The organism is Streptomyces sp. NPDC001970, from assembly GCF_053594115.1.
In genome coordinates, this window is record NZ_JBSFDW010000003.1 from 131117 (window position 1) to 144843 (window position 13727).

Consider the following 13727-nt stretch of genomic DNA (forward strand, 5'->3'; position numbering starts at 1 on the left):
GCTCCTTGCGAGGCTCCGGCGGGGGTACTTCTCTGCGGGCGAGCGGGCGAGGGCGATACGGCTTGTGGGCTGGAGGGCCTTGTGGCGGCCTAGTGGTTGACCGGGCTCTGGGCCTCCGCCGCCTCGTCGATCTCCGGGCGGCACGGCATCGAGGAGGAGGCGCCGGGACGCTGGACCGAGAGCGCGGCGGCGGCGGAGGCCCAGGCCAGCGCGGCGGGCATCGGCCTGCCCTCGACGACGGCCACGGCGAGGGCGCCGACGAAGGTGTCGCCCGCGGCGGTCGTGTCGACGGCTCGGACGCGCGGGGCGGGCACGGGGACGGGCTCGGCGCCGCGGGCCGCGTAGAGGCTGCCCGCCGCGCCGAGGGTGATCACCACCTCCGGCACCTGGCGGAGCAGCGCCTCGGCGGCGGCGTGCGGGTCGGCGATGCCCGCGAGGGCGGCGGCCTCGTGCTCGTTCGGCACCAACAGATCCGTGACGGCAAGCAGTTCGGGCGGCAGTGGTTGCACGGGCGCCGGCGTGAGGACGGTGCGTACGCCATGGCGTCGGGCGGCCCGGGCGCCGGCGATCACGCCGTCCAAGGGGAGTTCGAGCTGAAGGAGGAGAGCGTCCGCGGTGGCGATGAGAGCCTCGTCGCCGGGGGTGAGGTGGTCGACGGTGCCATTGGCGCCGGGGACGACGACGATCGCATTGCCGCCCTCGTCGTCGACGACGATGTGCGCGGTGCCGGAGGGGCCTTCGGCGGTGCGGAGCAGGTCGGTGTCGACCCCGGCGCCGTCGAGCGTGGCGCGCAGGCGTACGCCGAAGTCGTCGGTCCCCACGGCGCCGATCATCGACACGGCGCCGCCCGCGCGGGCCGCTGCGACGGCCTGGTTGGCGCCTTTGCCGCCGGGGACCGTACGGAACTCGCGTCCCGTCACCGTCTCTCCGCGCTGCGGCGCCTTCGCGACATAGGCGACGAGGTCCATGTTGGTGCTGCCGAGCACCACGATGCCGGTCATGGGCGGACAACCTCCTGGAAGGTCAGGTGGGCGAGGGAGTCGAAGCCGGTGCCGTCGAACCCGCCGACGGTGGTGGCGAGCCGGTTCTTCAGCGGCGCGGTCCACCGCTCGGGCAGCCGGTCCGGTTGTCCGGCGAGCAGCCCGGCGAGGGACCCGGCGGTGGCTCCGGTGGAGTCGGTGTCCCAGCCGCCGGACACGGCACGGCAGATGGAGCCGGTGAAGTCGCCGTCGGCGTGGGTCAGGGCGGCGGAGAGCAGGGCGGTGTTGGGAATGACGTGTACCCAGTGGTACGTGCCGTAGACGGCGTGCAGACGGTCCACGACGTCGTCGAAGCCGGGGTGCACGGTGGCGGTCTCGATGCCGAAGCGGACGGCTTCGGCGAGGCGCGAGCGGGGCGGGACGACGCGGAGGCCGGTACGCAGGCACCGGTGGACGTCCGCGGTGCCGGTTGCCGCCTCGGCGAGGGCCGCGGCGACGAACATCGCGCCGTACACCCCGTTGGCGGTGTGCGTGAGCGTCGCGTCCCGGTGCGCCTGGGCGGCGGCCGCGGCGGGGTCGCCGGGATGCGTCCAGCCGTGCACATCGGCACGGATGGCGGCCCCGATCCACTCGCGGAACGGGTTGTGGCGGGCGGCGGTGAGCGGCGGCTCGAGACCGGCGAGCAGGTTGCGGAAGGCGACGCGCTCGGCGGTGAAGGTACGGCCGGCGGGGAGTTCGTCGAGCCAGAGCCGGGCGACGTCGCAGGTGCGGAAGCCGTGTCCGTACCGCTGGAGGAGGAGCAGGTTGAGGAGGGGGTAGTTGAGGTCGTCGTCCTCGGGCATGCCGTCGATGTTCTCCGCGAGCGAGGTGGCCGCGGAACGACGGTTCCAGGGGTGGGCGGCCAGCAGCTCGGCGGGGACGCCCTTGGCGGTGAACCAGGTGGTGAGCGGCCAGTTGCCGGTGGCACGGGCGAGGGCGCGGATGGCGTGGAGAGGGAGCTTCTCGACCGGTTTGCCGAGCAGGCAACCGGCGGCGCGGCCGAGCCAGGCGGCGTGGAGCCGGTGCAGGAGGGGGTCGTTTCCCCACCCCGCCCTGTCCCGGCCCCAGGCCCCCGGCCCTCCTGCTGCGCGGGCTTCGCCGTGCGGGGGCGGGGCCCCGGCGGCCTGCGTCCTCGGGGCTTCGGGCCCGGCCGTGCGCCCGGGGGTGGGACCGCCGGGTGAGGCGCGCGTCGGCCTGCGGGCGGTACCGGGCGCAGGGGCTCCGTCCCGTGCGGCGGCAGGCTCGAGGGATCCGGGCGGCAGGTCGGGCCCGTCGCCCGCAAGGGCCTCGCCATGCGGCGGGCGCGGCGCCTGGCCGGGAGCCGGGTCGGACGCCGCCGGCTCCGGCCAGTCGGGACAGGCGGCCCTGATGGACGGGAGGTCCGTGGGTTCGTCCGCCGCCGAACGGCCGGGCAGGCCGGCCAGTTCGTCCAGCAGACGGGTGGCCAGGGCGCGGAGGCCGGGCGGCGCGGGGGCGGAGGAGGCCCCGGCCGAGTGCGGTGCGGGGTGGCCGCCCGCCGACTGCCAGCGGCGGGCGATCCCTGCGGCGTCGCGGCCGTCCTCCGCCGCCTGGCGCAGTTCGTGGCCGATGAGGTCCTCGGGCTGGACCCAGGTGAGGCGGAGGTTCATCGGGTTTCCGTCGGGTTCTCCGTCAGACGGGCGAACGCCGCTTCATGGGCGCGGCGTCGTTCGGTGTCGCGGGCGAAGACCTCGTACGTGACCTCCGTCAGCGTCCGCGCCGGGGCGTGCAGGTCGAGACGGCTGGCCTCGGCGACGGTCTTGACCCAGTCCGGCGGGATCGGCTCCTCGCCGTGGAGCGCGCCCGCGAGCGCGCCGGACATCGTGGCGATCGAGTCGCAGTCCCGCCCGTAGTTGACGGAGCCGAGGACCGTACGGCGGTAGTCGCCGCCGCCGACGAGCAGCATGCCCAGGGCGACGGGGAGTTCCTCGATGGCGTGCAGCCGGGACGGGCGGCGGGCCGCGAGGGAGGGCGCACGGTAGTCGGGGCCGACCGTGTCGAAAGGAGCGACCGCCGCGCGCAGCGGGGCGAGGGCGGACTCGAAGTCGCGGTGACGGTCGGCGACATCGGCCACCGCCTCGATGGCCGAACGGGTGCCGTCCTTGGCGAGGGTGAGACAGGCCTCGACGACGGAGGCCGGGGTCGCACCCGGGGTGCAGGCCGCGGCGACCGCCGCCGCGAAGACGCCCGCCGCCTCGCGCCCGTACGAGGACTGGTGGGCGCCCGCGACGTCCACGGCCTCGGCGTAGGCGGCCGCAGGGTGGGCGGCGTTGACCAGGCCGACGGGTGCCATGTACATCGCGGCACCGCAGTTGACGATGTTCCCGGTGCCCGCCTCGCGCGGGTCGACGTGGCCGTAGTGGAGGCGGGCGACGAGCCACTTCTCGGCCAGGAAGATCCGTTGGAGGGGGAGGGCCTCGGCCTCCAGCTCAGGGATCCAGCGAGGGTGGGAGACGAGGTCGGGGACGAGGTGGTCGGCGACCGCGTAGGCGTCGAGGTGGTCGCGCACCGTCGCGTAGACACGGACGAGGGCGTGGGTCATCAGGGTGTCGTCGGTGACGTGCCCGTCGCCCTTGTGGTACGGCGCGATGGGGCGGGCGGTGCGCCAGTCGTCGCCGTGCCACGGGCCGACGATGCCGTGGACGCGGCCGCCGTGCCGTTCCACGATCTGCTCCGGGGTGTAGCCCTCGACCGGGCCGCCGATGGCGTCGCCGACCGCCGCGCCGACGAGGGAGCCCGTGATCCGGTCGTCGAGTGTCGCGACCGTCGGGAGCGCTGAGAGTGTCATGCCGGAATTGTCCACCCGGGGTGGTCGCGGGCGGGGTATGCCGAGTCGGGGATTCGTGTCTGACGGGACGGGTCACTCGGGCCGTGCCCCGGGTGGGCGCAACGTGTCGGCGAGGAGCCCGGCGAGTTCCACGAGATCGGTGCCGGCGAGCCGGGGCAGGGCGCAGCCGGCGAGGGTGCGGCAGGCGTCCCGCCATGCTGCCGGCACGGCCGCGCCGCCGCCGAGCGCACCGGTCAGCGCCCCGGCCAGGGCGGGCGCGGAGTCGGCGACGCGGGACAGGCAGGCGGCGGCGGGGATCGAGCCGGCGACTTCGCCGCGGGAGGCGATCGCGAGGGCGAGGGCGACGGGGACGGTCTCGGCCGCGGCGATGCCGTAGCTGTAGACGTGGTCGACGATCTGGTGCTCCAGGAGGGGCACGAGCGAGAACGCGTCCTCGGCGTCGCGGGCGAGCTTGACGGCGTGCCGGGCGTTGCGGCCGATCTCGGTGGCGTCCGGGAGCTGGGCGAGGGCGGCGTCGACGGCGAGGTCGACGTGCGCGCCGCCGAGGGCGGCCGCGACCGCCGCCGCCATGGCGCGGGCACCGTGGACGCCGTCGCCGTCCTGGGTGTAGCGGGCGTCGAACTCGGCGAGTTCGGCGGCGGCCTGCGGATTCCCCGGATGGACGACGGCGAGGACCACGGCGCGGACGCAGGCCGCGTCGTCGAAGTAGTGCGGGTTGTCGTGACCGGTGGCGGGCGGGCGCAGACCGGTGGCCAGGTTGCCCAGTCCGGCGCGCACGGAGATACGTGCGCGGAGGGGGAGCACGGCGGACTCGACCTCGGGGGCGCGGGCGGCGGCCGCGGCGACGTTGCCGGCGAGCGAGTTCCAGGCGAGGTCGACCGCCGCGCGCATACGGCGGCCGAGGTCCAGGCCGTGGAAGTGCTCACCGGCGGCGGTGAGCACGGTCTCGGCGGCGAACGCGGCCCACTCGGCGTCGTCGGACGGGCCGAGGCGCAGGGGTTCGGGCGGCTGATTGAGGGCGATGGGAACGGGGAGGGTGGTCGTGGCGTTCTGCTCGGCGAAGGTGTCGAGCTCGCGGGTGAGGCGCCGGGTCCACTCGGGCATCCGGCTGGCCCGGTGGCGGGCGGCGGGCCACCCGGCGGCGTCCCCGGAGGCGAGCCCGAGGAGCAGGCCCTCGATCCGGGCCCGGGTACCGGGGCGGTGGCGGTGCCGGTCCGGCCCGATGACCGTGTGCCGTCCCGGCGCCGGGGTGTCCTCGGGCTCGCGTGGTCCGGGGCCTCCAGGGGCGGGGGTGTCGTCCTCGGTCTCGCGCGGGGCGGGAGATGCCTCGGTGGCGGGGTCGGGCGGAGGGGAGTCCGGGAGCGCGTCGGGCGTCCCGGGGGAGAGGTCCGGAGGGGAGTCCGGGGGGCCCGGGGCGGGCTGGGGGGTGGGGTCTAGTGGGCCGGGGGGCATGGGAGGGCCTCGGTGTCGTCGTCGGGGGTGAGGAGGTCGGCGATGTCCAGCACGTGGTAGCCGCGCATGGCGGGAAGGCAGCTGCCGCGGACCGGGCCGATGGCCGCGGCCCAGTCCCGGGGGATGGCGGACGCGCCGGACATGGCCCCGGCGAGGGCGCCCGCGACCGCCGCCGTGGTGTCGGCGTCGCGGCCCATGTTGACCGCGGTCAGGACGGACGTACGGAAGTCGCCGCGCGCCGCCGCGAAGGCGCCGAAGGCCAGGCCGACGGCCTCGGGGGCCAGGTCGGTCCAGGGATAGCCGCCGATGACCACCGCGGAGCGGACCGTACGTTCGCGGGCGAGGGGCTCGGGCTCGGCCCGCTCCGCCGCGACGACCGCGCGCCGCATGGAGCGCGCGGTCCAGGAGTCCATCGGGACGACCGAGAGCGCGGCACCGATGATTCCGGCCGGTCCCTCGCCCGCCACGGCCGCGGCGACCCCCGCCGCCACCGCCTGGCCGCCGTAGATGCCCTCCCCGTCGTGGCTGACGCAGCCGTCGATGGCGACCAGCCGCGCGGCCTCGGCGGGATCGCCCGCCGCGAAGACGCCGAAGGGCGCCGCGCGCATCGCGAGCCCGTCGCTCCACGCGTGCCGGTGCTGGGCCGTGATGGGGGCCGCCAGACCGCGGCGGAGGTTCTCCAGCGTGCCCCGCTCGCTGAAGCCCGCGCCCCGGAACGGACCCTCGTCGAGGTCCGCGATCCAGTGGTGCCAGGCCTGCTCGACATGTGAGACGGTCAGCGCCGAGCCGTGCCGGGCGAGCAGCAGTCCGGAGAAGATCGCGTACTCCGTGTCGTCCGTACCCGCGGGGCTGTCCGCCACGAAGCCCTCGATCCGGCCCCACCGGCGCCGGATCTCGGACGGCCGCATGTTCTCCGCGGGGGCGCCGAGCGCGTCGCCGACAGCCAGTCCGAGCAGTGCGCCGCGAGCCCGATCGCATGCAATCCACTCCAACGCGTCACTCCTTCGTGCGGCATCGAGCCTGTCCTGGATCTCTGCCACGCCGGGTGCGCCGCGCGCTGCCGGAGAGCCGCCTGTCACTCGGCTGACCGCAGGTAAGTAAAGCCTGCCTTGCTGGCGCGCCCCTTACATCGCGCGTACTTTCGAGGCGTTGAGAGGGCGCGGGTGCACACGAACCCGCCCCTGGGGGCAACCGGTTGCAAGGGGAGAACTGTGTCCGTCATCGATACCGAAGCGACGCTTCACGAGGCGCACCGCGACAATCACACGCACCGCGATGTGAACGGCGGCTGGCTGCGCCCCGCGGTGTTCGGCGCGATGGACGGACTCGTCTCCAACCTCGCCCTGATGACCGGTGTCGCGGGTGGTGCCGCGTCCCAGCAGACCATCGTGATCACCGGGCTCGCAGGGCTCGCCGCCGGTGCGTTCTCGATGGCCGCCGGCGAGTACACCTCCGTGGCCTCGCAGCGCGAGCTCGTCCAGGCGGAACTGGACGTCGAGCGTCGTGAGTTGCGCAGGCACCCGGTCGACGAGATGGAGGAGCTCGCCGCGCTGTACGTGGCCCGTGGCGTCGAGCCCCGGCTCGCCCGCGAGGTGGCCACGCAGCTGTCCCGCGACCCCGAGCAGGCGCTGGAGATCCACGCCCGCGAGGAGCTCGGCATCGACCCGGACGACCTGCCGTCGCCCGCCGTCGCCGCGGTCTCGTCCTTCGCCTCGTTCGCGCTGGGCGCCCTGCTGCCCGTACTGCCGTATCTCCTCGGTGCCACCGTCCTGTGGCCCGCTGTCCTGCTCGCGCTCGCCGGGCTCTTCGGCTGCGGCGCGCTCGTCGCCAAGGTCACCGCGCGCAGCTGGTGGTTCAGCGGTCTGCGGCAGCTCGCGCTGGGCGGGGCCGCGGCCGCGCTGACCTACGGGATCGGGGTCCTCGTCGGGGCGGCCGTCTGACCCCGCGGGGCGGCCCGGCCTCCGATCCGTCCCGAGTGGCCCGGGTCCGCCGCCGCCCCGGGCCCCGGCCGTCTGCCCCGGACCTTCGGCCCCGACGTTCCGCCTCCGCGCCCAGTACCCTTGTGACGTACATCCCGGTGCCGAAACCCGGCACCCGGTGCGACACTATGCATGGCTCCACATAAGTAGCCGTTACCTCGCGGTTTCGAGTCCTTAACGACCGGGCATGAGCCGTAAGCGCTGTGGGCAATGAAGCCTGCTCTGCATCCGGGATCGCGGACGCCGATCTGTCCGGACCCCTCCCCACCTGCGCCGTTACCAGACCCCAGATCGCGGTGTCCGCATGTTGGAATGGGCTATCCGCTTCCCGAGAAGCATCGCATCATGTAACCTGCACGAAATTTCAGCAGAGGGCCAACGTCGTCCCTCGGCACCACCACATGCCACGACGACGACGGGAGAGCCGATGCGTTCGTACGCCTGGTCGCCCATGGACGGTCGCCCCGCCCCGCAGGGGATGTACGACCCTCGTAACGAACACGACGCCTGCGGTGTCGGGTTCGTGGCCACCCTCACCGGTGTAGCCAGCCATGAGCTGGTCGAGCAGGCGTTGACCGTTCTGCGCAACCTGGAGCACCGCGGCGCCACCGGCTCGGAGCCCGACTCGGGCGACGGCGCCGGCATCCTCCTCCAGGTCCCGGACGCGTTCCTGCGCGAGGCCACCGGATTCGGGCTTCCCGAGGCCGGTTCGTACGCCGTCGGCATCGCCTTCCTGCCCGTGGACGGCCAGGAAGAGAACGTCTCACGGATCGAGACGCTCGCCGCCGAGGAGGGACTGACCGTCCTCGGCTGGCGCGAGGTCCCCGTCGCCCCCGACCTTCTCGGCGCCACCGCCCGCTCGACGATGCCGGCCTTCCGCCAGCTGTTCGTCGCGGACGCGGACGGCACCGCCACCGGCATCGCCCTCGACCGCAAGGCGTTCGTGCTGCGCAAGCGCGCCGAGCGCGAGGCGGGCGTGTACTTCCCGTCGCTGTCGGCGCGCACCATCGTCTACAAGGGCATGCTGACCACCGGCCAGCTGGAGCCCTTCTTCCCGGACCTGTCCGACCGCCGCTTCGCCACCGCCGTCGCGCTCGTCCACTCCCGGTTCTCCACGAACACCTTCCCGAGCTGGCCGCTCGCCCATCCGTACCGCTTCGTCGCGCACAACGGCGAGATCAACACGGTCAAGGGCAACCGCAACTGGATGCGCGCCCGCGAGTCCCAGCTCGCCTCGGAGCTGTTCGGGAGCGACAAGCTGGAGCGGATCTTCCCGGTCTGTACGCCGGACGCCTCCGACTCCGCCTCCTTCGACGAGGTCCTGGAGCTGCTCCACCTCGGCGGCCGCTCGCTGCCGCACAGCGTCCTGATGATGGTCCCCGAGGCGTGGGAGAACCACGACTCCATGGACCCGGCCCGGCGCGCCTTCTACCAGTACCACTCCACGATGATGGAGCCCTGGGACGGCCCGGCCTGTGTCACCTTCACCGACGGCACCCAGGTCGGCGCGGTCCTGGACCGCAACGGTCTGCGTCCCGGCCGCTACTGGGTCACCGACGACGGCCTCGTCGTCCTCTCCTCCGAGGTCGGTGTCCTCGACATCGACCCCGCGAAGGTCGTCCGCAAGGGCCGCCTCCAGCCCGGCAGGATGTTCCTCGTCGACACCGCCGAGCACCGCATCATCGAGGACGACGAGATCAAGGCCGCCCTCGCCGCCGAGCACCCGTACCAGGACTGGCTGGAGACCGGCGAGATCGAGCTCGAGGACCTTCCCGAGCGCGAGCACATCGTCCACACCCACGCCTCGGTCACCCGCCGCCAGCAGACCTTCGGCTACACCGAGGAGGAGCTGCGCGTCATCCTCGCGCCGATGGCCCGCACCGGCGGCGAGCCGCTGGGCTCCATGGGTACGGACTCCCCGATCGCGGCCCTCTCCGAGCGGCCCCGTCTCCTCTTCGACTACTTCACCCAGCTGTTCGCGCAGGTCACCAACCCGCCGCTGGACGCCATCCGCGAGGAGCTCGTCACCTCGCTGCGCTCGTCCCTCGGCCCCCAGGGCAACCTGCTGGAGCCGATCTCGGCCTCCTGCCGGTCGGTCACCCTGCCCTTCCCGGTGATCGACAACGACGAGCTGGCCAAGCTCATCCACATCAACGCCGACGGCGACATGCCCGGCATGAAGGCCGCGACGCTCTCCGGCCTCTTCCGGGTCTCCGGCGGCGGCGACGCGCTGGCCGCCCGTATCGACGAGATCTGCGCCGAGGCCGACGCCGCGATCGAGAGCGGCGCCCGGCTGATCGTGCTCTCCGACCGGCACTCCGACGCCGAGCACGCGCCGATCCCGTCGCTGCTGCTCACCGCCGCCGTGCACCATCACCTCATCCGCACCAAGCAGCGCACCCACGTGGGCCTGCTGGTCGAGGCCGGTGACGTCCGCGAGGTGCACCACGTCGCGCTGCTCATCGGTTACGGCGCCGCCGCCGTCAACCCGTACCTGGCGATGGAGTCCGTCGAGGACCTCCTGCGCGCCGGTACGTTCATCGAGGGCATCGAGCCCGAGCAGGCGATCCGCAACCTGATCAAGGCTCTGGGCAAGGGCGTCCTCAAGGTCATGTCCAAGATGGGCATCTCCACGGTCGCCTCCTACCGCGGCGCGCAGGTCTTCGAGGCCGTCGGTCTCGACGAGGCCTTCGTCGACAAGTACTTCGACGGCACGGCGACGAAGATCGGCGGACCCGGCCTCGACGTCATCGCCAAGGAGGTCGCCGCCCGGCACGCCAAGGCGTACCCGGCCAGCGGCATCGCCCCGGCGCACCGCGCGCTGGACATCGGCGGCGAGTACCAGTGGCGCCGCGAGGGCGAGCCGCACCTCTTCGACCCGGAGACGGTCTTCCGGCTGCAGCACGCCACGCGCTCCAAGCGGTACGACATCTTCAAGAAGTACACGGAGCGCGTGAACGAGCAGTCCGAGCGCCTCATGACGCTCCGCGGCATGTTCGGTTTCACGTCCGACCGCGAGCCCGTCCCGCTCGACGAGGTCGAGCCGGTCTCCGAGATCGTCAAGCGCTTCTCCACCGGCGCCATGTCGTACGGCTCCATCTCCAAGGAGGCCCACGAGACCCTCGCCGTCGCCATGAACCAGCTGGGCGGCAAGTCCAACACCGGTGAGGGTGGCGAGGACCCGGAGCGCCTGTACGACCCGGCGCGGCGTTCGTCGATCAAGCAGGTCGCCTCCGGCCGCTTCGGCGTCACGTCCGAGTACCTGGTCAACGCGGACGACATCCAGATCAAGATGGCCCAGGGCGCCAAGCCCGGCGAGGGCGGCCAGCTGCCCGGCCAGAAGGTCTACCCGTGGATCGCCAAGACCCGGCACAGCACGCCCGGTGTCGGTCTGATCTCCCCGCCGCCGCACCACGACATCTACTCCATCGAGGACCTGGCTCAGCTGATCCACGACCTCAAGAACGCCAACCCGGCCGCCCGCATCCACGTGAAGCTGGTGTCCGAGGTCGGTGTCGGCACGGTCGCCGCGGGTGTCTCCAAGGCCCATGCGGACGTCGTCCTCATCTCCGGCCACGACGGCGGCACCGGCGCGTCCCCGCTCACGTCGCTGAAGCACGCGGGCGGCCCCTGGGAGCTCGGCCTCGCCGAGACCCAGCAGACGCTGCTGCTCAACGGCCTGCGCGACCGCATCGTCGTGCAGACCGACGGCCAGCTGAAGACCGGCCGTGACGTCGTCATCGCCGCGCTGCTCGGCGCCGAGGAGTTCGGTTTCGCGACCGCGCCGCTCGTCGTCTCCGGCTGCGTCATGATGCGCGTCTGCCACCTGGACACCTGCCCGGTCGGCATCGCCACGCAGAACCCGGTCCTGCGGGAACGGTTCGCCGGCAAGGCCGAGTTCGTCGTGAACTTCTTCCGGTTCATCGCCGAAGAGGTCCGCGAGCTCCTCGCCGAGCTCGGCTTCCGCACGCTCGACGAGGCCGTCGGCCACGCCGAGCTGCTCGACACCACCCGGGCCGTGAACCACTGGAAGGCGCAGGGCCTCGACCTCGAGCCCCTCTTCCACGTTCCCGACCTGCCCGACGGTGCCGTACGCCACCAGCTGGTCGAGCAGGACCACGGCCTGGAGAAGGCCCTGGACAACGAGCTGATCAAGCTGTCGGCCGATGCGCTGGCCGCGCCCTCCGCCGAGGAGGCCCAGCCGGTCCGCGCCCAGGTCCCGATCCGGAACATCAACCGGACCGTGGGCACGATGCTCGGCCACGAGGTGACCAGGAAGTTCGGCGGTGCGGGCCTGCCCGACGACACCATCGACATCACCTTCACCGGCTCGGCCGGCCAGTCCTTCGGAGCCTTCCTGCCGCGCGGTGTCACGCTGCGCCTGGAGGGCGACGCCAACGACTACGTCGGCAAGGGCCTCTCCGGCGGCCGTGTCATCGTCCGCCCGGACCGCGGCGCCGACCACCTGGCCGAGTACTCGACCATCGCGGGCAACACCATCGCCTACGGCGCGACCGGCGGCGAACTGTTCCTGCGCGGCCGCACCGGCGAGCGCTTCTGCGTCCGCAACTCCGGTGCGCTGGTGGTCTCCGAGGGCGTGGGCGACCACGGCTGCGAGTACATGACCGGCGGCCACGCCGTCGTCCTCGGCGAGACGGGACGCAACTTCGCGGCCGGCATGTCCGGTGGCATCGCGTACGTCATCGACCTCGACAAGGACAACGTCAACGCCGGAAACGCGGGCGCCGTCGAGGCGCTGGACGACACCGACAAGCAGTGGCTGCACGACGTCGTGCGCCGCCACCACGAGGAGACGGGCTCCACCGTCGCCGAGAAGCTGGTTGCCGACTGGTCCGCGGCGGTCGACCGGTTCAGCAAGATCATCCCGACCACGTACAAGGCAGTGCTCGCCGCCAAGGACGCCGCTGAGCTCGCCGGTCTCTCCGATCAGGAGACCACCGAGAAGATGATGGAGGCGGCGACCAATGGCTGACCCCAAGGGCTTCCTGACCACCGGGCGCGAGGTCGCCAGGACCCGCCCGGTGGGCGAGCGGGTGAAGGACTGGAACGAGGTCTACGTCCCCGGCTCCCTGCTGCCGATCATCAGCAAGCAGGCCGGGCGCTGCATGGACTGCGGCATCCCGTTCTGCCACAACGGCTGCCCCCTGGGGAACCTGATCCCCGAGTGGAACGACTACGCCTACCGCGAGGACTGGCAGGCCGCGAGCGAGCGGCTGCACGCCACGAACAACTTCCCCGAGTTCACGGGCCGGCTCTGCCCCGCCCCGTGCGAGTCGGCGTGCGTCCTCGGCATCAACCAGCCCGCCGTCACCATCAAGAACGTCGAAGTCTCCATCATCGACAAGGCGTGGGACGCCAACGACGTCAAGCCGCAGCCGCCGGAGCGGCTGTCCGGCAAGACCGTCGCGGTCATCGGCTCGGGCCCGGCGGGTCTCGCCGCCGCCCAGCAGCTGACCCGGGCGGGCCACACGGTCGCCGTGTTCGAGCGCGCCGACCGCATCGGCGGACTGCTGCGCTACGGCATCCCCGAGTTCAAGATGGAGAAGCGGCACATCAACCGCCGGATCGAGCAGATGCGCGCGGAGGGCACCAAGTTCCGCACGGGCGTGGAGATCGGCCGCGACACCGACGCGGCGAAGTTGCGCCGCCGGTACGACGCCGTCGTCGTCGCGGCCGGCGCCACGACCGCCCGCGACCTGCCGGTGCCGGGCCGCGAGCTCAAGGGCATCCACCAGGCGATGGAGTACCTGCCGCTCTCCAACAAGGTCGTCGAGGGCGACTTCGTGGCCCCGCCGATCACCGCCGAGGGCAAGCACGTCGTCGTCATCGGCGGCGGCGACACCGGTGCGGACTGTGTCGGCACCGCCCACCGCCAGGGCGCGCTGTCCGTCACACAGCTGGAGATCATGCCCCGGCCGGGCGAGGAGCGGAACGCCAACCAGCCCTGGCCGACGTTCCCGATGCTCTACAAGGTGACGTCCGCGCACGAGGAGGGCGGCGAGCGGGTCTACTCCGTCTCCACCACCCACTTCGAGGGCGACGAGGACGGCAACGTCCAGTCCCTGCACCTGATCGAGGTCGAGTTCGTCGACGGCAAGCTCCAGCAGAAGCCGGGCACGGAGCGCGTCATCCCGGCCCAGCTGGTCACCCTCGCCATGGGCTTCACCGGCACGGACGTCGAGAACGGCCTGGTCTCCCAGTTCGGCCTGGAGCTGGACGAGCGCGGCAACATCGCGCGCGACGCGGACTTCGCGACCAACGTCGACGGCGTCTTCGTCGCCGGCGACGCGGGCCGCGGCCAGTCCCTGATCGTCTGGGCCATCGCCGAGGGCCGCTCCGCGGCACGCGGGGTGGACCGCTACCTCACGGGCGCGAGCCACCTGCCGGCCCCGATCCGCCCGACGGACCGTGCCCTGATGGTCTGACGTTCCCTCATATACGTCCCGTACA

8 protein-coding genes are annotated in these 13727 nt (G+C 72.9%); 3 read left to right on the forward strand and 5 right to left on the reverse strand.

Annotation, left to right across the window (positions count from 1 at the left end; translation table 11 throughout):
* Positions 1–89: 89 nt before the first annotated feature.
* The 5 genes from rbsK to ACWCP0_RS05190 all read right to left on the reverse strand — a co-directional run bounded on the left by rbsK (position 90) and on the right by ACWCP0_RS05190 (position 6269).
* Positions 90–1001: a ribokinase gene (rbsK, locus tag ACWCP0_RS05170; protein WP_451077497.1), complete on the reverse strand. Its 912-nt coding sequence runs from the start codon at positions 999–1001 to the stop codon at positions 90–92.
* Positions 998–2647, reverse strand: coding sequence for an ADP-ribosylglycohydrolase family protein (locus ACWCP0_RS05175; protein ID WP_451077498.1), 1650 nt, complete (start codon positions 2645–2647; stop codon positions 998–1000). Before ACWCP0_RS05175 ends, rbsK begins: the two co-directional genes overlap by 4 nt.
* Positions 2644–3825 (reverse strand): ADP-ribosylglycohydrolase family protein, encoded by a 1182-nt coding sequence (locus tag ACWCP0_RS05180; RefSeq protein WP_451077499.1) that lies wholly within the window; start codon positions 3823–3825, stop codon positions 2644–2646. The genes ACWCP0_RS05175 and ACWCP0_RS05180 overlap by 4 nt, the downstream gene beginning before the upstream one ends.
* Positions 3826–3897: 72 nt before the next feature.
* A complete protein-coding gene (locus ACWCP0_RS05185) occupies positions 3898–5277 on the reverse strand; it encodes an ADP-ribosylglycohydrolase family protein (protein ID WP_451077500.1) in 1380 nt (459 codons plus the stop codon).
* Positions 5259–6269, reverse strand: coding sequence for an ADP-ribosylglycohydrolase family protein (locus tag ACWCP0_RS05190; protein WP_351225566.1), 1011 nt, complete (start codon positions 6267–6269; stop codon positions 5259–5261). The genes ACWCP0_RS05185 and ACWCP0_RS05190 overlap by 19 nt, the downstream gene beginning before the upstream one ends.
* A 219-nt stretch (positions 6270–6488) precedes the next feature.
* Here ACWCP0_RS05190 and ACWCP0_RS05195 point away from each other — a divergent pair, with 219 nt between their 5' ends.
* The 3 genes from ACWCP0_RS05195 (at position 6489) to ACWCP0_RS05205 (ending at position 13702) form a co-directional block, all read left to right on the forward strand.
* Entirely contained in the window at positions 6489–7217 is a 729-nt protein-coding gene (locus ACWCP0_RS05195; RefSeq protein ID WP_451077501.1) for a VIT1/CCC1 transporter family protein, read from the forward strand.
* A gap of 466 nt (positions 7218–7683) precedes the next feature.
* On the forward strand, positions 7684–12249 hold the full coding sequence (gltB, locus tag ACWCP0_RS05200) for a glutamate synthase large subunit (RefSeq protein ID WP_451077502.1): 4566 nt from the start codon (positions 7684–7686) through the stop codon (positions 12247–12249).
* Positions 12242–13702: a glutamate synthase subunit beta gene (locus ACWCP0_RS05205; RefSeq protein ID WP_451077503.1), complete on the forward strand. Its 1461-nt coding sequence runs from the start codon at positions 12242–12244 to the stop codon at positions 13700–13702. The genes gltB and ACWCP0_RS05205 overlap by 8 nt, the downstream gene beginning before the upstream one ends.
* The last annotated feature ends 25 nt before the right edge of the window (positions 13703–13727 follow it).